This is a genomic window from Achromobacter animicus (assembly GCF_902859585.1).
GTDB classification, from domain to species: domain Bacteria; phylum Pseudomonadota; class Gammaproteobacteria; order Burkholderiales; family Burkholderiaceae_B; genus Achromobacter; species Achromobacter animicus.
In genome coordinates, this window is the sequence record NZ_CADIJM010000004.1 from 260,781 (window position 1) to 283,032 (window position 22,252).

A 22,252-nucleotide genomic window follows, 5' to 3' on the forward strand; every position below is an offset into this window, starting at 1 on the left:
GGGCACGTCGCGCGCCTTCACACGCCTTCCCGCTTGCGCCAGTCCGCCCGGCGGATTTCGTAGCAGACCTTGGGCTCCGGCGCGTCGCCGGTCATGCCGACATAACGCAACCCGGTCTTTTCCATGACGCGTTGCGACGCCAGGTTTGAACGCAGCGCCACGGCGCCCAGCACGTCGACGGGCAGCAGGCGAAACCCCAGCCCGATCAGCGCACGCGAAATCTCCGGCGCGAAACCCTTGCCCCAGCAGTCGGGATGCAAGGCATAGGCCAGTTCAACACTGGCCCGCCCCGGCGCAGTGGACACCTTCAACCCCGCGCGGCCCGCGGGCCGACCGGTGTCGCGGTCTTGCAGCACATACATGCCATAGCCATGCTCGGTCCAGTGGACGATGTTCTGCGCCACATAGCGCCGGCTGGCCGCCGCGTCGCGCGTGCCTCCCATGGACTGCATCAGGTCGGCATTGGCGTGCATTTCGATCATGAACGGCAAATGCGCCTGGGACATCCGGCTGGCGGACAGGCGCAGGGTCTGGAAATCGTCGGGAAACTCGGCGGACGGCATGGGAGTCGGAGGCGATGGCGGACGAAGTTCGGGGACGGGCTGGCCGTCCGGATGGCGGACCCGCCGATCATACCGGCCGGCACGGTCTTGCACACTTGCGCCTAACCCTCACCCGCGCTGCAGCCCCACGAGACTCCAAAGAAAAATCGCAATGCGCTCGCAGAGGCGGCCAGGGCCGCAGCGGATTCGCCGCGGCCCGCCGCTGCGCCATCGGCGCCTCGCTTATTGCTCGGGATACGCACGCATGGCGGCGGGCTGTTCCGCCACCAGCGCGTCCAGGATGCGCTTGCCCACGCGGCCGTCCTGCGGCAGGTTCAGGCGCGCCTGCTCTGCCCGCACGGCATCGCGCGTCTTGCCGCCCGGGATGCCGTCGGCCACCCCGATGTCATGGCCGCGGCCATAAAGCTGCTTCTGCAGTTCCTTGATCTGCGCGCGGGACAGGCCGGGATCGTCGGTCGGCCATGCGGTCACCAGCGCCGGGCCGCCTTGCAGGCGGTTCAGCAACAGCGACACGGCCAGGCCATAGCGGCGCGACTGGTTGTAGTGCAGGATGGCGTCGAAATTGACCGTGGCCAGGAACACCGGTCCGCGCGCGCCGGTCGGCGCAAACAGGTACGCCTGCTGGTCGTTGCCCGAAGGCAGCTTCAACACCGAGCCGTCTCCTTGCTTGACGCCGGCCTGCGCCCATTGGGCGATCGTGCGGCGGTCCTTGGATCCCACGTACTCGGCGTCGGGCTCGGGCGGGATCGCGGCGGCCAGCTCGACCGGCACGCGCACTTCCACGACGGCGGGCAACCCATGCGTCCATTGGGCGCGGCGCTTGCGCAGATGGTTTGCCGTGGAGGCTAGCGCGTCGGGCAGCGAGTTGTAGAGGTCGATGCGGCCGTCGCCATCGCCGTCGGCAGCCAGTTCGTAGAACGAAGTCGGAATGAATTGGGTCATGCCGAACGCGCCGCTCCAGGATCCGACGAACTTGTCGGCGGGCACAGTGCCGTCGCGCAAGAGGCGCACGGACGCGTAGGCGTTCTTTTCCCAGAGCGGCTTGTTCTCGGTGCAGGCGCGCGTCAGCCAGGCATTGAGCACGTCGGTCTTGCCGACCTGGCGGCCGTAGTTGGTTTCGATGCCGAAGATGGCGACCAGCGTCGCGGGGTCAACCTGGTATTGCTGGCTGATGGCGCCAAGCTCCTTGCCGTATTTGGAGAGCACGGCCTTGCCGTCCTGCACGCGCTCGTCGTCGACCGTCTTGGCGATGTAGTCCCACCAGCTTTCGCGGCCCTCGGGCTGACCCTTGGCCGACGCGACGGTCGTGGGCAGCAGCGTGGCGTTGGCCGTGTACTTGTCCCAGTCGGCGACGGTCAGGCCGTTGGCCGTGGCGCCCTTGCGCAGCTTGTCGATGCAGGCCTTGGTGTCGAGCTCGGTCGGGACGGTGACGGTCGGCGCGGCGGCAGCGGCGGCGGGCGCGGCAGACGCAGCAGGTGCAGCCGGAGCAGCGGCAGCAGCAGGCGCGGCAGACGGAGCCGGCGCGGCGGCGGGGGCCACAGAAGCGGCGGGTGCCGCAGCGGGCGCGGCATGCGCGGCCGGCGCCGGCGTGTCGTCAAAGCTGCGTTTGGGTTTGAGCACGGGCTGTTGCTGTTCCGGCGCGGGCGTCTGGACACGCGATCCTGTGGCCGATCCGGGCGACTGCGCCTGCGCGGCGCTGGCGGCAGCGGCGGTCAGTGCCGCGGCCAGCAGCACGCGGGAAAGGCTGTCGATTCGAGGACGGGAGAAACTCTGGCGCATGGCTTTCCTGAAAAATCGAAGTCAGCCGGGATCGTACCGCGACCAGCCGCCGAAATCGAACGCGCCCCCCCTGCTAGGCCGCCGCGCCGTGCTGGAATCCCGCCGGTGGCGCGCGCAGCACGCGCCGGCACAGCCACATCGCAATCAGGCTGAAAATCGCAAAGCCGCCCATCTGCCCCAGCATCACGCCCTCGGGCCCGCCCAGGTGCGCGCCCAGCCACACGAAGGGTATGGTGCCCACCGTGGCGCGCAGCCAGCCGATAGCGGTGGAATACGTGGCGTATCCCAGGTTGTTGAACACCGAGATCGCGACGAAGAACAGGCTGTTCAGCGCCCACGCAAAGCTGCCGACGCGGCAGAAGAAGACGATCAGGTCGCGCCCGGGCCCCGTGACCCGGAAGACATCCGGCATCCACGGCGCCAGCACCGCCAGCGCGACAGCCGCCGAGAACCCATACAGCAACGCCCAGCGCGTCGTAAGCGCCACGGTGGCCTTCACGCGGTCCCAGTGGCCGGCCCCCAGGTTCTGCCCGAGGATCGGGCCGATGGCGCCGGGCAGCACGAAGAACAGCGAATAGGCCAGTTGCAGCAGCCGGTCGACCACCGTGGCGCCCGCCAGCACGCTCGGACCGAAGCTGGAATAGGTAGAGACGGTAAAGATGACCGCCGCCGGCGTGGCCAGGGTGGTCAGCGCCGCAGGCAAGGCGATATTGCCGATGGCGCCCAGGTGCTCTCCTAGTTCCCGCGCGGGCGGCCAGGTCACCAGCCGGTGCTTGCCGAACACCAGCCAGGCGCCCAGCACCACGGTGGCGACGCGCCCCACCCCGCCGGCCCAGGCAATGCCCTCCATGCCGCCGTCCAGCACGAAGATGACGATGGGGTCTAGCACGGCGACCGTGCCGGTGCCGGCCAGCAGCACCCACATCGACTGCCGCCCCTGGCCGGCCGCGCGCAGCAGATTCGACAGCATCATTCCGATGCCCATGACCACCGCGAACGGCGTGGTGATGAGCACATACGACAGCAAATGGTCGCGCACGTCTTCGGCCAGGCCAATGGCGGCGGTGAACGGGCCGATCGCCGCCAGAAACACCGCGCCCGCCGCCACCGCGGCGGCGGCCATCAGGATCAGCGACGCGCCCGCAAGTGTGCGCGCCCGGCCGGCGTCCTGGGCGCCAAGCGCACGCGAGACCAGCGCCGCGCCGCCCACCGTGACGCCGATGCAGACGGACGTGATGGTGAATTGCGTCATGGACCCGAAGCCCACCGCGCCCAATACGGCTTCGTCCTCGAGCGTGCCCAGGTAAAGCAGCGACAGGAACTCCACGGCGAAGACGGCCAGCATGCTGGCCCAGCCGGTCAGAATCATCTCGAGCACGTGCCCGCCGAGCGGGCCGGTCACGAAGCGGGCGTGGGATGCGGGTGCGTTCAAGGCAAGTCTGCCATTGCGCGACGAGGCGTGAGCGGCATTACTGGCGCGGGGCCATTGCGCGGCGTTGTCTGCGTGCCGTTATTGCGCAGCCTGCGGCGCGTCGCGCAATTGCGCCAGGCGCTGCACCGCCAGTTCATAACCCTGGGCCGCGGCGGCCTCGTACCAGCGCAGCGCTTCCTTCATGTCGAAGTGCTCCATGACGAGGCCCTGCATGTATTGGGCGCCCGGCTCGCCGCGCTGCGCCGCGGCCAGCACCGCCCGTTCGGCCATGCCGTCCTGGCGCGGCGATTCGCCATAGATGTGGGCGTTGCCGCCCTCGATGGTGCCGCCCAGCTCGCGCAGCGACGGCGGGGTCTGTATGAACAGCTGGCGCCAGAACATCGCGACCAGCACCACGGATAGCGCAAAAAAGAAGGTCCAGGTGAAAAGCCGTTTGGCGGTCATGTTTTTCTCGGTCTCGGTGAAGGCAGGCTCGCGCCCGCGGAATTCAGGGATGATTGGTGGCGGGCGCAAACCAGTATTGGAACAAATCGCCGCGATTGGTGTACCAGGGCAGCAGCATTCCGATGCTGTCGGACTCGCGTTGCACCGTCAGCAGCAGCCCGCCTGCGTCCTTGCGCAGAACGGCAACATGACGCCGCACACCCATGGATTCATGCTGGCGCCAATCATGCCGCACGCTGATCCATAGCCGGCCCTGCGTGCAACCGGCAGCGCGCCAGATCGTGTTGCCGGGGCGCATGGGCTCGCCGCCCGAGGCCATGGAGCTGGCGCCGTCGTCGTGGACGGCAAGTAGCGCGGCCTCGTGCGCACCTTGCCCATCACGCGTCTCGATCTGCCAACCGCGCGCATCAGCCACGAACGAAACGGTTGAGCGGGATGACGGCTTCCACGCCGGAAGCGGCGCATCGCGCATGCCCGGCAGGTCCAAGGGGTAAAGCAAAAATCCACGCAGGTCTTCGAGCAGGACAGCGTCGGCATCGCCCGCGCGGCGTTCGCCCTGGGCGCGATAAGTGCCGGTCAGGTCGGGACATTGCGCCGGATCCGACGGCAACAGGACTGGCGTGTTGTCTTTGAAGGACGGCCACCTCACGGCGACCTCGTCCACGCGCGACGCGGTGCAGCCGGCCAGCGCCGCGGCCAGCAAGGTGATCGTTGCGAGGACGCCGGCGCGTTTAGCGTTAGGCCAGCCTTCACGCTGGGTGACGCATTGCGCGGCACACCAGCCGCCCCGCTCCTTCAAAGTCAATGCCGCTCTCCCGTTGCAAGCCGAAGCCCATGCAGGCGTCGAACTATATCCCGAATCCCGCACTGCGTTGCCAAGCGCCCGGCACGGGAGAATAATCGGCAAATCGCTTCCGCTCCCCTGCGCCATGACACCGTTCCGAGGCAAACTTCGCATCCGGCACCTGGAGATCGTGCTGACCGTCTCCGAATTGGGCAACCTGTCCAAGGCGGCGGCGCAGTTGCACAGCACGCAATCGGGCCTGTCCCGCGCGATCGCCGAGATCGAGGAGCTGGTGGGTGCGCGGCTGTTCGAGCGCACGGCAAAGGGCACGACCTGCACGCCGCTGGGCGACGCCATGTGCCGCCACGCGCGGCAGTTGCTGACCGGTTTTCGCAAGGCCGAGGTCGACCTGGCCGCCGTCTCGCGCGGTGAAGAAGGCAGCCTGACCGTGGGCTGCTTTTCCATGTTTGCGGGCTGGCCGGTGGCGCAGGCCGCGCGCGACTACCGCGAGGCGCATCCGCGCATCACGCTCACCATCGAGATCGGCACGCACGAACGGCTGATCGAGGACCTGGACGCCGGCGCGCTGGACGTATTGATCAGCCGCTTCTCGTCCACCGTGAATCCTGAGATCTACCGGTCGACCACCCTGCTGGAGGATCCGGTGGTGCTGGCCTGCGCCACCCACCATCCGCTGACGCGTCTGCCGCAGGCCACGCTGGCCGATTATGTGGCCTATCCGTGGATCACCGCCCTGCCCGGCAGCCGCATCCGCGGCGAGCTGGAATTGTCCCTGCGCCAGGCCGGTCTGGCGATTCCGGATATGATCGGCGTCCTGTCGCTGGAATTCGGCCGCGAATTACTCGTGGACGGACACTACCTGTGGATGCTGCCCGGCAGCGTCGCAGCCGTCCGGCAGGCGCGCGGCGAACTCGCCGTGCTGCCGGCCCGTCCCGCCCTGCGCAGGTCGCCCCTTGCCGCCATCTGGCGCCGCGACCGCCCCAGCACCCGTCAGGCGCGCGCCTTCGCCGCCCAGCTCGAACGCACCATCCAGGCCGATGGCATCGCGCTGGCCGCATGAACCGCGCGCCGCATCCCGAACACGCACCTCATTCATACCGGAGCACCCATGTACGACTGGCTCAACGCATTGCCCAAGGCGGAATTGCACCTGCATCTGGAGGGCACGCTCGAACCCGAGCTGCTCTTCAAGCTGGCGCAGCGCAACGGCGTGGCGCTGCCCTGGCCCGATATCGACGCCCTGCGCGGCGCCTACAACTACAACAACCTGCAGGAATTCCTGGACCTGTACTACATGGGCGCGGACGTCCTGCGCACCGAGCAGGACTTCTACGACCTGACGTGGGCCTACCTGCTCAAATGCCACGAGCAGAACGTGGTGCACACCGAACCCTTCTTCGATCCGCAGACCCACACCGACCGCGGCGTGCCGTTCGAAACCGTGCTGAACGGCATCAGCCAGGCGCTGGCTGACGGCCGCAAGCAACTGGGCGTGACCAGCGGGCTGATCCTAAGCTTTCTGCGCCACCTGCCCGAAGAACAGGCCATGCGTACGTTGGAGCAGGCATTGCCGTATCGCGACGCCTTCATCGCCGTGGGCCTGGACAGCAGCGAACAAGGCTTTCCGCCGCGCCTCTTCCAGCGGGTGTTCGACCGTGCGCGCGCCGAAGGCCTGCCGGCCGTGGCGCATGCGGGCGAGGAAGGTCCGCCCGAATACATCTGGGAGGCGCTGGATCTGCTGAAGGTGCTGCGTATCGACCACGGCGTGCGCGCCGCCGAAGATCCCAAGTTGATCGCGCGCCTGATCGACGAGCAGATTCCGCTGACCGTCTGTCCGCTGTCCAACACCCGGCTGCGCGTGTTCGATCACATGCGCGAGCACAACATCCTGTCGCTGCTGGATGCCGGGGTGAAGGTCACGGTCAACTCCGACGATCCCGCCTACTTCGGCGGCTATGTCACCGAGAATTTCCACGCGCTCCACGAACACCTGGGCATGACGCGCGAGCAGGCGCAGGCGCTGGCGGACAACAGCCTGGACGCACGCATCGCCAAATAGCGGAAGGTTCCGATGGCGGGATCCGGGTCGCCACGGTCCGGACAGCCCCCATCCAGCCATGCGTGTTGCGCATGGCTATGTTCAAAACCGGAATGCCCGGCGCGGCACTTTCCTCCCTACCATTAGTCCGGCGGCAGCACAGATTGCCGCCGCTGGACGATGAACAACGATACAAGGGGCAGGAATATGAGTGAACGCGTGAAGGCGGCGCTGCGCACTGGCACGCTGGTTGGCGTGCGCGACGGCGGCGTGTGCCGCTATGGCGCCATTCCGTATGCGCAGGCGCCCGTGGGCGAACTTCGCTTTGCACCGCCGCAACCGGCGGACATTCGCGGCGAATTCGACGCTACGGGTACCGGCCCCGTCCCGCCGCAGTTGCCCTCGCGCCTGCGCGGCGCCATGGGCGATTTCGACGCCGAACAATCCGAAGACTGCCTGCACCTGACGATCTGGACGCCGGCGGCGGACGGCAAGCGCCGCCCCGTCGTCGTGTGGCTGCACGGCGGCGCCTGGCAAAGCGGCGGCGGCGCGCTGGACTGGTACGACGGCGCCCGCCTGGCCGAACGCGGCAACGTAGTGGTCGTGGCCGTCAACTACCGGCTGGCCGCGCTGGGCTGGCTGTACGTGCCCGGGCAAACGGCCAACGTCGGCTTGCTGGATCAGGAACTGGCGATCGACTGGGTGCTGGACCACATCCAGGATCTGGGCGGCGATCCGGCGCGTATCACGGTCATGGGCCAATCGGCGGGCGCCTCGTCGATCTGCGCCATGCTGACGCGCCAGCCGCGCTTCTCCCGCGCCATCCTGCAAAGCGCCGCGCTGGGCCGCGGCTTTCGCAGCGCGCAGCAGGCCGACGCGCTGGGACAGGTCTATCTGCGCGCGGCCGGCGCCGATTCGCTTTCGGCGGCGCGCGAGCTGCCGGTGTCCGCGTTACTGGCGGCGCAGCAGGCGCCCGAGGTCGTGCAGGCCCTGCGGGCCGAAGGCAGCAGCCGCAGCCTGTTCTCGCCGGTGCTGGACGGCCAGGTGCTGCCGAAAGAGATCGCCCCGGCGCTCTTGACCGCCGCGGGCCGCGCGGACGTACTGGTCTGCTACACGCGCGACGAAATGGCCGCGTTCCCGGACCACGGCACCGACGCCGCCAGCCAGGAGATGGGCGACGCCGTGTTCGGCGCGCCCTCCCGGCTTTGGGCCCGGCAGGCCGTGGCCCAAGGCCGCAACGCCTGGCTGGCGCGCTTTGATGTCGCGCCGACGGACCGCTTCGGCGCCTGCCACTGCATTGAATTGCCGTTCGTGTTCGACACGCTGCAGGCATTTGCCGACGCCCCGATGCTGGCAGGACTACCTGCCGCGCAGGGCGAGCAATTGGCGCGCCAGACGCAGACCGCATGGCTGGCGTTCATCCGCGGCGATGCGCCGGATTGGCCGCAAGCGCCACACATGCAGATCCTGGCCTGAGCCCGCTACGCCACACGACAGGCGCCGGCCTTGCCGCCGCGCCCCGCATACCAACAACACAAGGGGAATTCCATGTTCAAGCAAACCTTCCTCGCGCTGGCGCTCGCCCTGCCGCTTGCCGCCACCGCCGCCTATCCCGACAAGCCGGTCAAGATCATCGTGTCCAATCCGCCCGGCGGTCCCGTCGACGTCATGCTGCGCGTCCTCGCCAGCAAACTCGGCGCGGCCTGGGGCCAGCCCGTGGTCGTGGAAAACAAGCCGGGCGCCTCGGGCATCATCAGCACCGGCGCACTGGTCAAGTCGGCGCCAGACGGCTACACGCTCGGCATGGTCGTCGCGTCGTCGGTGACCATCGTGCCGTTTGCGGTGGACAGCCTGCCGTTCGACACGCAAAAGGACTTGCAGCCCATCTCGCTGGTGGCGCGCACGCCGTTCATCTTCATCGTGCCCAAGGACAGTCCCCTCAAGACCTGGGAAGACTTCGTGCGCGAAAGCAAGACGCGAAACTTGAGCGTGGGCTCGTTCTCGATCGGCACCGCGTTTCACCTGGTCTGGGAACAGACGGCGCGGCGCGCCGGCATCAAGGCGCTGTACGTGCCGTCATCCTCGTCGGGCAAAACGCAGAATGACCTGATCGGCGGGCAGCTCGACGTGGGCCTGGACGCGCCGTCCAGCTCGAAAGGCCTGATCGACAGCGGACGGCTGCGGGCGCTGGCAATCACCAGTCCGCAACGCTTTGGCGGCCTGCCCGACACGCCCACGTTGAAGGAGTCGGGACTGGACTACGCACCGCAGCCGTGGATCGGCCTGATGGGACCGGCCGGCATCCCCAAGGACCGCGTCGCGCAGATCCAGAAGGCGGTGACCGACATCCTGAAAGACCCTGCGATGAAAGCGCAGATGGAAACGCTGGGCATGATTCCGATCGGCAGTTCGCCCGAGGAACTGGCAGCCACCATCGAGGCCGATCGCGCCGAAATGGGACCGCTGATCAAGGAACTGGGCATCAAGCTGCAGTAGCGCCGGCGCGCGGTAAATTCCGCGCAACATAAGCACTGGAAACAGGGCCCCTTGCGCTGGGGCCCTCGGGTAAGATCCTTGTCAATAACAAGTTAACTACCCCGAGGAGGAGAGCATGCCGCAACGCAATTCCCTGTTCCGTCTGGCGCCCTTGGCGCTGGCCGCCCACCTGATCTTTTCCGGCCCGGCGGCCGCGCAAGGCGCGCCCGGCACGCAAGGCACGGTGCAACCCGCCGCCAACCCCGCGCTGGCCGCGCAGATTGACGAACGCGCCAAGGCCATCGAAGACAAGCTTATCGCGTGGCGCCGCGACATCCATCAGCATCCGGAGCTCGGCAACCAGGAACACCGCACGTCCAAACTGGTCGCCGATCATCTGCGCGCGCTGGGCATGGACGTGAAGACCGGCGTTGCGGGCACCGGCGTGGTCGCGGTCCTCAAGGGCGGCAAGCCGGGGCCCGTGGTGGCGCTGCGCGCGGACATGGACGCCCTGCCCGTCAAAGAACAGGTAGACGTGCCGTTCGCGTCCAAGGCCAAGGGCACGTACCTCGGCAAGGAAGTCGACGTCATGCACGCGTGCGGCCACGATGCGCACACGGCGATCCTGATGGCGGCCGCCGAAGTGCTGGCCGGCATGAAGGACGAGCTGCCCGGCACGGTCAAGTTCATCTTCCAGCCCGCCGAGGAAAGCCCCGCGGACTTCGAGCCCGACGGCAAGAAGGTCTGGGGCGCGAAGATGATGGTGCAGGAAGGCGTGCTGGACAATCCCAAGGTCGACGCGATCTTTGGTCTGCACGTTTCCAGCGCGTACCCGGCCGGCTGGCTGGCATGGCGCGCAGGTCCCGCAATGGCCGCCGCCGACCAGTTCTGGATCGACGTGACCGGAAAGCAGACGCACGGCGCGCGCCCGTGGTCCGGCATCGACCCCATCGTGGTCAGCTCGCAGATCATCCTGGGTTTGCAGACCATTCCCAGCCGACAGATCAACAGCATGCTGGAACCGGCGGTGATCACGGTAGGCGCCATCCACGGCGGCAACCGCATGAACATCGTGCCCGACAGCGTTGCGATGACCGGCACCATCCGGACATACGACGAAGGCATGAAGAAGGACATCCATCAACGCATCGCGCGCACCGCGGACATGATCGCGCAAAGCGCGGGCGCCAAGGCGGACGTGCGAGTCGTCGAGCTTTACAACGCCACCGTCAATCCGCCGGCGCTGGCCGAGCAGATGGGTCCCACGCTGCGGCGCGTGGCGGGCGAAGGCAACTATGGCTTGCAACCCAAGTCGACGGCGTCCGAGGACTTTTCGTTCTATCAGGAGAAGGTGCCCGGCATGTTCTTCTACCTGGGCGTAACGCCCAAGGGAACGGATGTCGACAAGGCCGCACCGAACCATTCGCCGCGCTTTCACGTTGACGAGTCGGGGCTCATCAACGGCGTGCGCGCGCTGTCGAACCTGACGGTCGACTACATGGCGAGCGCGCACAAGGGCAGTTGATCGTTCTTACCCGGATCGCCGATGCACGCGCCGCGTCCATCGCGGAACGTGCATCGGCAACGGTGGCGACAGGCTTCACGCCTGCTATCGCTTCGGCTACCAGGACGGCATAAGCAAACGGCTACAAATTCTTTGTCAGCCGCCGCCCCGCTTCTTACAGTGTGCGCCTTTGCCGCCATGCGGCCGCACGACAGAAGCTTTCGCCATGCCGATCTCCCGACGCAAATTCCTGCTTGCCAGCACGCTGGCGCTGCCGCTGGCTCGGCCTCGCCCGGTGCGCGCGTCAGACTGGCCCGCGCGTCCCATCCGTCTTGTCGTCACGTTTCCGCCCGGTGGCGCCAGCGACATCGCCGCGCGCATCATTGCGCCCGTGCTGGCCGAACGGCTGGGTCAGTCCATCGTCATCGAAAACAAGCCGGGCGCGGGCTCGACCATCGGCGCAAACCTTGTCGCACAGTCGCCCGCCGACGGCTACACGTTGCTGATGTCGAACTCGGCGCCCCTGTCGATCTCGCCGGCGCTGATGCCGCAAGGCGGGTACGACGCGCTGGCAAGCTTCTGCCATGTCGCCTACCTGGGCGCAGTGCCCACGGTGTTTGTCGTGCACCCGTCCGTGCCGGTGTCCAGCCTTGCCGAGCTGACCGCCTGGATCAAGGCGCAGGACCAGCCGGTGCAATACGGCAGCGGCGGGCTGGCGTCCGTAGGGCAGATCGTGGGCGAGCTGTATTCGCGGCAGACGGGCGCGCCGCTGCAGCACATCCCGTACAAGGGCTCCGGCGCCATGCGCAACGATCTGCTGGGCGGACAGATCCGCGTGGCGGTGGATGCCCTGCCGCAGAACCTGCCCTTCCTGCGTTCAGGGCAACTGCGTCTGTTGGCCGTCACCACGCAGGACCGCGTGCCGCAGGTGCCCAGCATCGCTTCGGTGGGCGAACTGGGCTATCCGGGCCTGGTCGCGGAAAACTTCATCGGGCTCTCCGCCCCCGCGGGCCTGCCAGACGCGGTGGCCGTGCGGCTGCACACGGAGGTCGGATACGTGCTTGGCAATCCGGACATTCGGGCCAAGCTCGAGGGCCAGGGCTTCGTGCTGGCGCAGAAGACGCCGGCGGAGTTCACCGATTTCGTGCGCCGGCAGGCCGATAGCTGGGGGCCGGTGGTGCGCGCGACGGGAGCCAGCCTGTGAGCGCCCGCCGTCTGCTCGTGCTGTTCGGCTTTCCCGGCCGGGGCGGCTTCAACGAGGCGGCATTGCAGGGCGCCGAGCGCGCGGCGCGTGCGGGCCATGCGCTGCACGAGGAATGGGTCGCGGCCACTGATCCGGCCGCGCGTGCCGAGCGCCTTGCGCAGTTGTGCAACGGCAACCCGGATCTGGTGATCGTGCACGGCGGCCAGGGCGACGTGCCCGTGGCCGAGGTGGCGCCGCATTTTCCGCGTACGCAGTTCGCGATCACACAAGGCAGTCATACGGCGGCCAACGTCGCGAGCTATGAGATTCTGCAGGAGCATTCCGCGTTTCTTGCCGGGATTCTGGCCGGCTTGCGGGCGGAGGGAGATGGCGCGGGCGGCCTGGTCGCGGGGGGACGCCCTGCGGATGGCCGCCCCGCGGGTGGCCGCCCCGCGCACCTCTCCGGCGAGCGCGTCCGGCCCGGTCTGAAGGGCCGCGCCGCCTTTGCCGACGGCGTGCGCCGCGTGACGGGCCGGGATCCGCTTACGGGATTTTGCGGCAATCAGCACGACCCCGACCTCGGTGAGGCGTGGACACGTGCGCTCGCCGCACAACGCGCCCGCGTGGTGTTCGCGATGATGGATGGCGGCCGCGACGGCGTCACGCGCGCCTGCCGCGAGGCCGGCATCCGGCAGATCGGCAACGTGCTGGATTGGGTGGCCCGCGATCCGGAGGTCTATCTGGCATCGGCGCTCGCGGACTCCGGCCTGTGCGTGGAGCGCGCGGCCGCGGACCACGCCGCGGGCGCGCTGGCCGTGGGACGCATCACGCGTTTCGGCCTGGAGGCTGCGGCCTCGTTGCGGCTGGTGCTGGGCGCAGACGTCACCGCCTACGAGCGGCGCGAGCTGGACGCGTGGTCTGGGCGCCTGGCGTCCGGCGAGATCGAGATTGCCAGCCACTACGACGGCGAGGAATTCGCGCTGTCGTAGATGCCCTCGCAGCGACACCGCGCCGGCAACATGTGGCGCGTTGCGGGCGACGTGACCCACGGCCCTGCGCACACGTCTCGCGAGCCTTGCGGGCATCCCGCATTGACGCGTCGCGATGCCCTGGCTACAGTGGCCGGCAGTCTTGCGGCAAGGCTTTTGCGCCGCATTTTCGAACCGCCCGCGGTCCCGCCGTTGGCCCAACACTCCGGATACCCATGAACAGCTTCCGCGTCGGCATCGCCGGCTTCGGCGCCATCGGCCAGGCCGTGGCGCAATCCCTGGATGCGGGCCTGCCCGGCCTGACGCTCGCCGCCGTCGCGGTGCGAGATCCCAACGCCCCGCCCGCCTTCGACTGGAAGAACGGCGCGCCCACGTTCACCACCATCGGCGGGCTCGCCGAACACTGCGATGTGGTGGTGGAATGCGCGCCCGCTGCCGTGTTCCGCGACATCGCCGAACCCGTGCTGCGTGCCGGCAAGAAGATGGTGGTGCTCAGTTCGGGCGCGTTGCTGCGTCACGAAGACCTGATCGGCATCGCGGGCCAGCATGGTGGCCAGGTCATCGTGCCGTCGGGCGCCATTCTCGGGCTGGACGCCATCACCGCCGCCGCGGAAGGCGTGATCCATTCGGTCACGATGATCACCCGCAAACCGGTGCGCGGCCTGCTCGGCGCGCCCTACCTTACCGAAAACGACATCGACATCGAAGGCATCACCGAACCGCGCCTGATCTTCCGCGGCTCGCCGCGCGAGGCCGCCGTGGGCTTTCCGGCCAACCTCAACGTGGCCGTCAGCGTGTCGCTGGCGGGCATCGGCCCGGACCGCACCACGCTGGAAATCTGGGCAGATCCCTCACTCGAACGCAACGTGCATCGCGTCGAGGTCGTGTCGGATTCCGCCTCGTTCTCGGTGGAAATCCAGAACATTCCCTCCGCCAATCCCAAGACCGGCCGCATCACCGCGCAAAGCGTGATTGCCGCGCTGCGCAAGGTGACCGGACCGCTGCGCGTAGGGACCTGATTTTCGGCAAGACGTGCAAAAGGCCGCTGCGTGCGGTCTTTTGCATGTGCAGCGCAGTCCGTCAGGCCGCCGCTCTGCGCAGCGCATCGCCGTGGCGCGACGCCGGCATCGGGCCGGCCTTCCACCCGCCCGCACCATCCAGATCCAGCCGCTGCGTATGGAAAGCATCCAGCGTGCTGCGATGGCCCACGCTGACCAGCATGCTGTCCGGCAACGCGTCGCGCAGCAGGCTGTACAGCATGTGTTCCAGTCCTTCGTCCGTGGCCGAGGTGGCCTCGTCCAGAAAGACCAGCGCCGGCCGGTTGTACAGCACGCGCGCAAACGCGATGCGCTGCTGCTCGCCCAGCGACAACACGCGCGACCAGTCGTGCACCTCGTCGAGCCGGCTGGCCAGATGCCCCAGGTTGACCTGCCTGAGCGCGTCGGCCAGGCGCGCGTCGTCGGCCGGCTGCGCCAGTCCCGGATACGCCACCGCGCCGCGCAGGTCGCCCAGCGGCAGATAAGGCCGCTGCGACAGGAACAACGCGGACTCGCCTTGCGGCCGCCGCACCTCGCCGCTGGCATACGGCCACAGGCCCGCCAGCGCGCGCAGCAAGGTCGTCTTGCCGCTACCCGACGGCCCCTTGATCAGCAGGGCCTGACCGGGATGCAGGCGCAGGTTCAGGTTTTCCAGAAGACGCGCGCCATCCGGGCGCGACACGTTCAGGCCTTCGATCTGCAGCCCATCCGGCAGGGCTTGCGTCTGCACCTGCGGCAGCGCGCGCGCGGCCTCGTTGGCATCCAGGAATCCGTTCAGACGATCCAACGTGGCGCGGTACTGCGCGAAGGTGTCGTACGAACTGCGAAAGAACGACAGCGATTCCTGGACCTGCCCGAACGCCTGCGACGTCTGCATGACATCGCCCAGTTTGATTGCCCCGCTGAAGAAACGCGGCGCCTGCAGGATGAACGGAAACACCACCGCGATCTGGCTGACCGACAGGTTGAAGCCGTCGAACTTCAAGCCCCGGTACACGCGCTGCCAGAGATTGGCGATGTAGGACGTGAAGCGGGTCCACAGGGTCGCGCGCTCGACTTCCTCGCCCTGGTAGAACGCGACGTTCTCCGCGTTTTCGCGCAGGCGCACCAGCGCATATCGGAAGTTGGCGGTCAGACGCTCGGACAGGAAGTTCAGCTTGATCAGCGGACGCCCGATCTTGAAGGCCAGCCACGTGGCGACGATGACGTACAGGTACACCACGAACACCATGGCGCGCGGGATTTCAACGCCGCCGAGTGTCAACGGCCCTGACAACCCCCACAGGATCGTCGTGAAGGCCACCAGCGACACGATCGCGCTCAGCGCGCCGATGGCCAGCGTGCGCGAGCCCGTCACGAACTGCGCGATGTCCTGCTCGATCCGCTGGTCGGGGTTGTCGACGGGTTCGGCCAGGAAGTGTCCGCGGTAGTAGGCGCCCGCGCCCAGCCAGTCGCGCGTCAGCCGATCATTCAGCCAGACGCGCCAATGGACGTCGAAGGCCTGCCCCACATAGCTGTCGGCCAGGCTGCGCACCACATGCACCGTGGCCAGCACGGCGAAAATGCCCAGAAAGTGCCAGAAGACGGCCTGATCCAGCGCCTGCAGGGCGCTATAGAACCCGTTGTACCAAAACGAGAACAGCACCGTCATGCGCACTGCGAACATCGCCAGGAACAGCAGCAGAGCCAGCGTCAGCATCGGACGCCAACTGCGGCGCGGCGTGAGATACGGCCAGGCCAGCCGCCAGAATTTGCGGCCCCAGACTGTGGTGCGGGTCAGGACGAGCGTGACCAGCGCCAGCGCGACGGCGGAGATGCCGAATGCGCGCACGAGCCACAGGGCGCTTTCCGCGAGTTGCTGCTGCCAATTCAGATCCATGAGCCCGGAACCTCGCAAAGACGTTCCTGGTTAGACGGCGGGATCGACCGCAGTTCCGGCAAAAACGCGGTTTTAAGCCTCGCTTAAGCCTGATTGAAGGACGTTGAAGGGCCGTTGAAAGCCGTGACGCACTTATTCGGATCTGAGATCCAGATTGGCGAACAGATCCGCCAGCGTCGGCACGCTGCGCGCCGGCCAGATCGCGCTCAAGTCGAAGCTGGGCAGACGCTCGCCATCGCGCACTTCGCAAAAGCGCACGCCCCGAAATCCCATGGACCGGATCCAGCTGGGCAGCAACGCAACACCGCAGCCGCCCGCCACGCACGACAGCACCGTCAGCGTGAGGCTCGCCTCCTGGTTCACGTGCGCATCGTGACCGCCCTTGCGCATGGCATCCAGGATGGCCGCATAAAATGCCGGCAGTTGCGTCTGCGGGTACATCACCAGGCCGGCCTGCGCGATCTGCGCCATCGACACCTGGCCGTCGGCATCGACCTCGAATTCGTCGGGCACGGCGGCCACCAGCCGGTCGCGCAACAGCTGGCGCTCGCGCATGCGGCCGCCGACGGCGACGGGCGTATGCATCAGGCCGATGTCGATGTCGCCGGTCTGCAAAGCCTCGGCCTGTTGGGCGTTGCTCATTTCACGCAGGATGATGCGCACGCCGGGCGCCTGCTTGCGCATCTGTCGCAGCGCGCGGGGCAAGGTGTCAAAGAGCGCCGAGGAAACCAGCCCGACCGTCAACTGGCCCGCGCTGCCCCGCCCGATCTCCCTGGCGCGCCGGGCCGCCGCATCAATGCGGGCGACGCTGGCGCGCACGTCCTCCAGGATGGCCTGCGCGGCGGGCGTGGGCGTCGTGCCCTGCCGCGACCGCTCGAACAGGCGCACGCCCAGGTCTTTCTCCATGCGCGTCAACGCCTGGCTCAGCGCCGGCTGCGCGATGCCCAGCCAGTCCGAGGCGCGGCTCACGCTGCCGTGGTCAACCACTGCCAGGAAGTACCGCAGATGCCGGGTTTCCATATCGTTCCAATATATTTAATGCGCCTTTCCAGAATGGAAAACTATACCCCGACTTCCTAGAATCCCGACTTACAGAACACTACATAGCGCGTCGCCGTTCCGAGAGAGCGGTGCGCCGCATGAGGAGACCGCTTTGCCCTCGCCGATTCCAGGCGCCGCCGTCGACACCCACGCCCACGTGTTTCACCAAGGCCTCGCCTTGGCCAACACGCGCCGTCACACGCCCGACTACGACGCCACGCTGGCCGAGTACCTGGGGCTGCTGGACGCGCACGGCTTGACCCACGGCGTCCTGGTGCAGCCCAGTTTCCTGGGCACGGACAACAGCCATCTGGTCGAGGCGCTGCGTGCCGCCCCCGCCCGCCTGCGCGGCGTGGCCGTCGTGGCGCAGGATGCCAGCGAATCCGAACTGCAGGCCCTGGCCGACGCCGGCGTGGTCGGCATCCGTCTGAACCTTTTCGGCCTGGACACGCCCGCGCTGCAGACGCCGGCGTGGCAGGCGCTGCTGGCCCGCGTCAATGCCCTGAACTGGCACGTTGAAGTGCACTTGCAAGCCGCGCGCCTGGACGGCGTGTTGCCGGCCTTGCTGGCGGCCGGCTGCCGCATCGTGGTCGACCATTTCGGCCGCCCGGATCCCGCGCTCGGCGTCCTGGACGCAGGCTTCCAATACCTGCTGCGCCAGGCGGACAGCGGCCGGATCTGGGTCAAGCTGGCCGCGCCGTACCGAAACTGGGCGGCGCCGGCCTGCGCCGCGGCCGGCCGTCTGGCCACGCAGCAATTGCTGGACGCCTACACCCCTGAACGCCTGATGTGGGGCAGCGACTGGCCCCATACCGAACATCGCCACCTGGCGTCCTATCCCGCCGCGACGCAGTGGCTGGACGCCTGGATCGACGACCCCGCGCAACGGCGCACCGTACTCGCCGACACGCCGTTGCGGCTATTCCAATTCCAAGGAGACGCTCCATGACCCCTCTGTTCAAACGCCTGGCGCACCGTAGCGCGCTGTTCGCCGCCGCCGGCCTGCTGGCTGGCGCTGCTGGCGCCGCGCACGCCGCCTACCCCGAACGCGCCGTCACGCTGGTCGTGACCTACCCGCCCGGCGGCACCGTGGACGTGGTCGCCCGCCTGATCGGCCCGAAGCTCGCGGCTGAACTCGGCCAGCCCGTCGTCATTGAAAACCGCGGCGGCGCCGGCGGCATGATCGGCGGCGCGGTCGTCGCCAAGGCCCAGCCCGACGGCTACACGCTGATGCTGGACGCTTCCAACCACGCGCAGAACCCCGCGCTGCACAGCAAGATGCAGTTCGACACGCTGTCGGCCTTCGCGCCCGTGTCGCTGCTGCTGCGCGTGCCCAACGTGCTGGTCGTGACGCCGTCGTATGAAGTGAAGTCGGTCGGCGACCTGATCAAGCTCGGCCAGCCCGATGCCAAGGAGCCGGTGTACTTCGCGTCGGCCGGCCCCGGCTCCGCCCAGCACCTGGCGGGTGAACTGTTCAACCTGCTGGCCAAGACGCAGTTGCAGCACGTCGCGTACAAGGGCGGCGGCCCGGCCATGATCGACGTGATGTCGGGCCAGGTCCCCGTCATGTTCGCAAGCATGGGCTCGGCCTGGCAGCACGTGAAAAACGGCAAGCTGCGCGCCGTGGCCGTTGGCGGGCTGGAACGCTCCAAGACCGCGCCCGAATTGCCCACCATCGCCGAGTCGGGCGTGCCGGGCTACGAGACCTACGAATGGAACGCCGTGTTCGCCCCGGCCGGCACGCCGCCCGCCATCGTCGAGCAGGTCTCGCAGGCGCTGGCCAAGGTGCTGAAGGATCCTACGATTGCTGAGCAGCTTGCCGGCATCGGCGCCGAGCCCATCGGCTCCACGCCCGCCGAACTGGACACGTTCCGCCGCGCCGAAATCGAGAAGTGGCAGCGCGTCGTGAAGGAAGCTGGATTGAAGCTGGATTGAGTACTGCCGGGCCCCACGGCCCGGACACCGCGTAGCCGGTTTGCGGCGCTCTTCGGGGCGCCGCTTTTTTTTGCCCTGCGCGGTCGCAATTGGGCAACGGTTGGCGACGCGCGCGCGGGTGCATGCCATGCCCGCCGGCGCTTCCGGTCTCCGGGCGGCGCTATCATGACGCCTTGACCAGCTTCACCGCAGGAACCCGCAGGATGGACAAGATCCGGCTCGACAAATGGCTTTGGGCGGCGCGCTTCTACAAGACGCGCAGCCTGGCTTCGGATGAAATCGGCAAGGGCCGCGTGTTCGTGAACGGACAGCCCGCCAAGCCCGCGCGCGAGGTCGGCGCGGGCGACGTGATCACGGTACGCAAGGAAGACCCCGCCGTGCAGGTGCGCGTCGTGGCCGTCAGCGGCGTGCGCGGGCCTGCCCCGGTTGCGCGCCAACTGTACGAAGAGACGCCCGAAAGCGTGGCCGCCCGCGAACGCGCCGCCGAAATGCGCCGACTCGCGCCGGAGCCGGCACTGGGCATCGAAGCGGGGCGCCCCACCAAGCGTGACCGCCGTCTCATCGACCAGATACGGGGCAAATCCTGATGAAGCGCGCCGCAACCGGCGGGCTGGTCTATTCCACCGAAACCGGGCGCATGTGCCCGCAATGCCGTCAGCCCGTCGCGCAATGTCAATGCAAGGCGGCGGCCGCGAAAGTCCCGGCAGGTGACGGCGTGGCGCGCGTCTCGCGTGAAACCAAGGGGCGCGGCGGCAAGAGCGTGACGCTGGTGCGCGGACTGGCGCTGGCGCCCGACGCCTTGAACGCGCTGGGCAAGCAGCTGCGGACCGCGTGCGGTTCGGGCGGCACCGTCAAGGACGGCGTGATCGAGGTGCAGGGCGACCACTGCGACCGCATCCTCGAGGCGCTGACGAAGCAGGGCCACCGCGCCAAGCGCGCGGGCGGCTGAACCGTATCAGGTATCAGGACAGAACAATGGAAATTTCCGTGACGGACGTCGCGAGCTGGCATGCCCATGTGTACTTCGACGCGGCAAGCCGCGACACCGCGTTCGCCCTGCGCGAACGGATTGTCGCGACGTTTGACGGCAAGATGGACATGGGGCGCTTCCATGAGCGCCCCGTGGGCCCGCATCCGCAATGGAGCTACCAGATTGCCTTTGACCCGCAGCACCTGGCCGAGATCGCAACGTGGCTTACGCTGAACCACGGCGCGCTGGATGTTTTCATGCACCCGAACACCGGCCATTCGCTGCGCGACCACCGCGACTGCGCGGTGTGGATCGGACGCAGCCACGTATTGAACCTGGCTGCGCTGGGCGGCTGAAGCCTTACAGCGCCCGGCCCACGATCAGCGAGTCGATCGCCATATGCGGGTCGTCGCTCTTGCCCTCGTAAGGCAGGCGGCTCAGCACATAACGCATGGCGTTCAGACGGGCGCGCTTCTTGCAGTCGGACTTGACCACGATCCACGGTGCGTCGGCGGTGTCGGTGTGGGCAAACATGGCTTCCTTGGCGCGCGTGTAGTCGTCCCACTTGTCCAGCGACGCCAGATCGACCGGGCTCAGCTTCCATTGCTTGAGCGGATGCACCTTGCGTTGCTGGAAGCGGCTGCGCTGTTCTTCCTGGCTGACCGAAAACCACAGCTTGATCAGCGTGATGCCGCTGCTGACCAGATGGCGCTCGAAATCTGGCGTCTGGCGCAGGAACGCCAGGTATTCGTCCTGCGAGCAAAAGCCCATCACGCGTTCGACGCCGGCGCGGTTGTACCAGGAGCGATCGAACATGACGATCTCGCCGGCGGTCGGCAGGTGTTGCACGTAACGCTGGAAGTACCACTGGCCCTTTTCGGTATCGGACGGCTTTTCCAGTGCGACCACGCGCGCGCCGCGCGGATTCAGGTGTTCCATCATGCGCTTGATCGTGCCGCCCTTGCCCGCGGCGTCGCGCCCCTCGAACAGGATCACGACGCGCTGGCCGGTGGCCTTGACCCACGCCTGCAGCTTCAGCAGTTCGACCTGCAGCTTGTACTTCTGCTTTTCGTAATTGCGCCGCAGCATGCGGTGACGATACGGATAGACGCCCTCGCGCCAATCTCCGGCCAGCTCGTCGTCGGGATTGCGGCGCGCGCCCGGGGTCTGACGGTTGGCCTCCAGCAGCGCACGATGCACCGCCTGCGCGTCGTCGGGCGACAGCGCGTCGATGACGGTGCGCAGCGCCGCGTGCGCCTCGCCGGGATTGCCGATGGTGTAGCGGCTGGCGATATCGGCCAGCACCGCCGCGGTCTCCTGCCGCGCCGCGTCCTGCCGCGCGGCCACGCGCTTGCGCAATTCAAGGACCGGTTCAACGGCGGGGTCGATGGCGGCCCCTGCAACGCTGGCCGGCTTCGCTACACCCTTGGCGGCGGGCGTGACGGGCGCGCGGCGCGTGCTTGCCGTACGCTTGGCGGCGCCTTGGCCGCTGCTGGACCGCTTGGCGGGCGCCGGCGGGGCGTCTTGATCGGGGGCTGGCGATGTCTTGTCGGTCATTGGTCCTGTCCTTGCTGCGCAAACGTCAAACCCTAACGTGCGCCACGGCACGCGGGATTGATGGGGATCAACGGTTGTAACATTTTTTCACGAACCCGGCCCCATTACACTGCACGTCCCTCATCCCCTCATTCGCGACGCCATGTGGTCACGCATCAAGCGATGGTTTGCCGGTCCGCCACCGGCCGAAGATCCCTTGCAGGAAATCGTGCGCTTTGATGACGCCGGCCTCACGCGGTCGGGCGAGCTGGCACGCGCCATGGGACTGCAGCAGTTCTGGCCCTGGCGCGACGTGCACGAGTTCGGCTTCGCGTTCACCCAGGCGATCTATCCGGATCCCTGGTTTGGCGACTACATGGAAAGCCTGTGGTTCGTTCGCGTGACCAACGAAGACGGCGGGCTGATGCGGATGGAGGTCGACGAGCGCGTGCTGGATATCAACGACCTGCCGCCCGCCCTGCTTCGCAACATGCCGGGACTCGACATGGACGTGCTGCGGGCGGGGCTGGCGACCGCCGCGCGCGGTCTGCGCCATTACGAAGGCGAAGGCGAATGGGTGGCATGGCGGCGCGACGTTTCCGAGGAACAGCCGTCATCGCCGGCCTGATCGCCGCCCCAACG

At 67.8% G+C, this 22,252-nt stretch carries 22 protein-coding genes; 14 read left to right on the plus strand and 8 right to left on the minus strand.

Annotated features, from left to right (window positions below):
* Positions 1-17: 17 nt before the first annotated feature.
* The 5 genes from HV681_RS13575 to HV681_RS13595 form a co-directional block, all read right to left on the minus strand.
* The gene (locus HV681_RS13575; RefSeq protein WP_175123560.1) at positions 18-563 is read right to left on the minus strand and encodes a GNAT family N-acetyltransferase; all 546 of its coding nucleotides are present in this window, start codon (positions 561-563) and stop codon (positions 18-20) included.
* A gap of 222 nt (positions 564-785) precedes the next feature.
* Entirely contained in the window at positions 786-2,342 is a 1,557-nt protein-coding gene (locus HV681_RS13580) for a lytic murein transglycosylase (RefSeq protein WP_175123561.1), read from the minus strand.
* 73 nt (positions 2,343-2,415) lie between these two features.
* Positions 2,416-3,774, minus strand: a complete 1,359-nt coding sequence (locus HV681_RS13585; protein ID WP_175123562.1) for an MATE family efflux transporter — start codon at positions 3,772-3,774, stop codon at positions 2,416-2,418.
* 78 nt (positions 3,775-3,852) lie between these two features.
* On the minus strand, positions 3,853-4,218 hold the full coding sequence (locus tag HV681_RS13590) for an SEL1-like repeat protein (RefSeq protein WP_175123563.1): 366 nt from the start codon (positions 4,216-4,218) through the stop codon (positions 3,853-3,855).
* Positions 4,219-4,261: 43 nt separating this feature from the next.
* The gene (locus tag HV681_RS13595) at positions 4,262-5,023 is read right to left on the minus strand and encodes a hypothetical protein (RefSeq protein ID WP_254594958.1); all 762 of its coding nucleotides are present in this window, start codon (positions 5,021-5,023) and stop codon (positions 4,262-4,264) included.
* 124 nt (positions 5,024-5,147) lie between these two features.
* Between HV681_RS13595 and HV681_RS13600 the strand changes: the two genes are divergently transcribed.
* From HV681_RS13600 to HV681_RS13635, 8 genes are all read left to right on the plus strand, one after another.
* Complete coding sequence (locus HV681_RS13600; RefSeq protein ID WP_175123564.1) at positions 5,148-6,083, plus strand: LysR family transcriptional regulator; 936 nt, start codon at positions 5,148-5,150, stop codon at positions 6,081-6,083.
* Between the two features lie 48 nt (positions 6,084-6,131).
* Complete coding sequence (locus tag HV681_RS13605) at positions 6,132-7,082, plus strand: adenosine deaminase (RefSeq protein ID WP_175123565.1); 951 nt, start codon at positions 6,132-6,134, stop codon at positions 7,080-7,082.
* Between the two features lie 186 nt (positions 7,083-7,268).
* Entirely contained in the window at positions 7,269-8,537 is a 1,269-nt protein-coding gene (locus tag HV681_RS13610; RefSeq protein ID WP_175123566.1) for a carboxylesterase/lipase family protein, read from the plus strand.
* Positions 8,538-8,609: 72 nt separating this feature from the next.
* The gene (locus HV681_RS13615) at positions 8,610-9,557 is read left to right on the plus strand and encodes a Bug family tripartite tricarboxylate transporter substrate binding protein (protein WP_175123567.1); all 948 of its coding nucleotides are present in this window, start codon (positions 8,610-8,612) and stop codon (positions 9,555-9,557) included.
* 115 nt (positions 9,558-9,672) lie between these two features.
* A complete protein-coding gene (locus tag HV681_RS13620; protein WP_175123568.1) occupies positions 9,673-11,061 on the plus strand; it encodes an amidohydrolase in 1,389 nt (462 codons plus the stop codon).
* Between the two features lie 205 nt (positions 11,062-11,266).
* Entirely contained in the window at positions 11,267-12,244 is a 978-nt protein-coding gene (locus HV681_RS13625) for a Bug family tripartite tricarboxylate transporter substrate binding protein (protein ID WP_175123569.1), read from the plus strand.
* Positions 12,241-13,212 carry a BMP family ABC transporter substrate-binding protein gene (locus tag HV681_RS13630; protein ID WP_175123570.1) on the plus strand — a complete coding sequence of 324 codons (972 nt, stop codon included), beginning with the start codon at positions 12,241-12,243 and terminating at the stop codon, positions 13,210-13,212. The genes HV681_RS13625 and HV681_RS13630 overlap by 4 nt, the downstream gene beginning before the upstream one ends.
* A gap of 215 nt (positions 13,213-13,427) precedes the next feature.
* Positions 13,428-14,231 (plus strand): aspartate dehydrogenase, encoded by an 804-nt coding sequence (locus tag HV681_RS13635; RefSeq protein WP_175123571.1) that lies wholly within the window; start codon positions 13,428-13,430, stop codon positions 14,229-14,231.
* A 61-nt stretch (positions 14,232-14,292) separates the two neighbouring features.
* Here the strand turns inward: HV681_RS13635 and HV681_RS13640 are convergent, their stop codons facing one another.
* The gene (locus tag HV681_RS13640) at positions 14,293-16,128 is read right to left on the minus strand and encodes an ABC transporter ATP-binding protein/permease (protein ID WP_175123572.1); all 1,836 of its coding nucleotides are present in this window, start codon (positions 16,126-16,128) and stop codon (positions 14,293-14,295) included.
* 132 nt (positions 16,129-16,260) lie between these two features.
* Complete coding sequence (locus HV681_RS13645) at positions 16,261-17,148, minus strand: LysR family transcriptional regulator (protein ID WP_175123573.1); 888 nt, start codon at positions 17,146-17,148, stop codon at positions 16,261-16,263.
* 133 nt (positions 17,149-17,281) lie between these two features.
* On the opposite strand from HV681_RS13645, the gene HV681_RS13650 reads away from it, so the two are divergent.
* The 5 genes from HV681_RS13650 to HV681_RS13670 all read left to right on the plus strand — a co-directional run bounded on the left by HV681_RS13650 (position 17,282) and on the right by HV681_RS13670 (position 20,430).
* On the plus strand, positions 17,282-18,118 hold the full coding sequence (locus HV681_RS13650) for an amidohydrolase family protein (RefSeq protein WP_175123574.1): 837 nt from the start codon (positions 17,282-17,284) through the stop codon (positions 18,116-18,118).
* Complete coding sequence (locus HV681_RS13655; RefSeq protein WP_175123575.1) at positions 18,115-19,104, plus strand: tripartite tricarboxylate transporter substrate binding protein; 990 nt, start codon at positions 18,115-18,117, stop codon at positions 19,102-19,104. The genes HV681_RS13650 and HV681_RS13655 overlap by 4 nt, the downstream gene beginning before the upstream one ends.
* Positions 19,105-19,307: 203 nt before the next feature.
* Positions 19,308-19,691, plus strand: coding sequence for an RNA-binding S4 domain-containing protein (locus HV681_RS13660; RefSeq protein WP_175123576.1), 384 nt, complete (start codon positions 19,308-19,310; stop codon positions 19,689-19,691).
* Positions 19,691-20,053 (plus strand): translation initiation factor Sui1, encoded by a 363-nt coding sequence (locus tag HV681_RS13665; RefSeq protein WP_175123577.1) that lies wholly within the window; start codon positions 19,691-19,693, stop codon positions 20,051-20,053. The genes HV681_RS13660 and HV681_RS13665 overlap by 1 nt, the downstream gene beginning before the upstream one ends.
* A 26-nt stretch (positions 20,054-20,079) precedes the next feature.
* Positions 20,080-20,430, plus strand: a complete 351-nt coding sequence (locus HV681_RS13670; protein ID WP_175123578.1) for a DOPA 4,5-dioxygenase family protein — start codon at positions 20,080-20,082, stop codon at positions 20,428-20,430.
* Between the two features lie 4 nt (positions 20,431-20,434).
* On the opposite strand, the gene ppk2 is transcribed toward HV681_RS13670, so the two are convergent.
* Positions 20,435-21,631, minus strand: coding sequence for a polyphosphate kinase 2 (gene ppk2, locus HV681_RS13675; RefSeq protein ID WP_175123579.1), 1,197 nt, complete (start codon positions 21,629-21,631; stop codon positions 20,435-20,437).
* A 142-nt stretch (positions 21,632-21,773) separates the two neighbouring features.
* Between ppk2 and HV681_RS13680 the strand changes: the two genes are divergently transcribed.
* A complete protein-coding gene (locus HV681_RS13680; protein ID WP_175123580.1) occupies positions 21,774-22,238 on the plus strand; it encodes a hypothetical protein in 465 nt (154 codons plus the stop codon).
* Positions 22,239-22,252 lie beyond the last annotated feature (14 nt).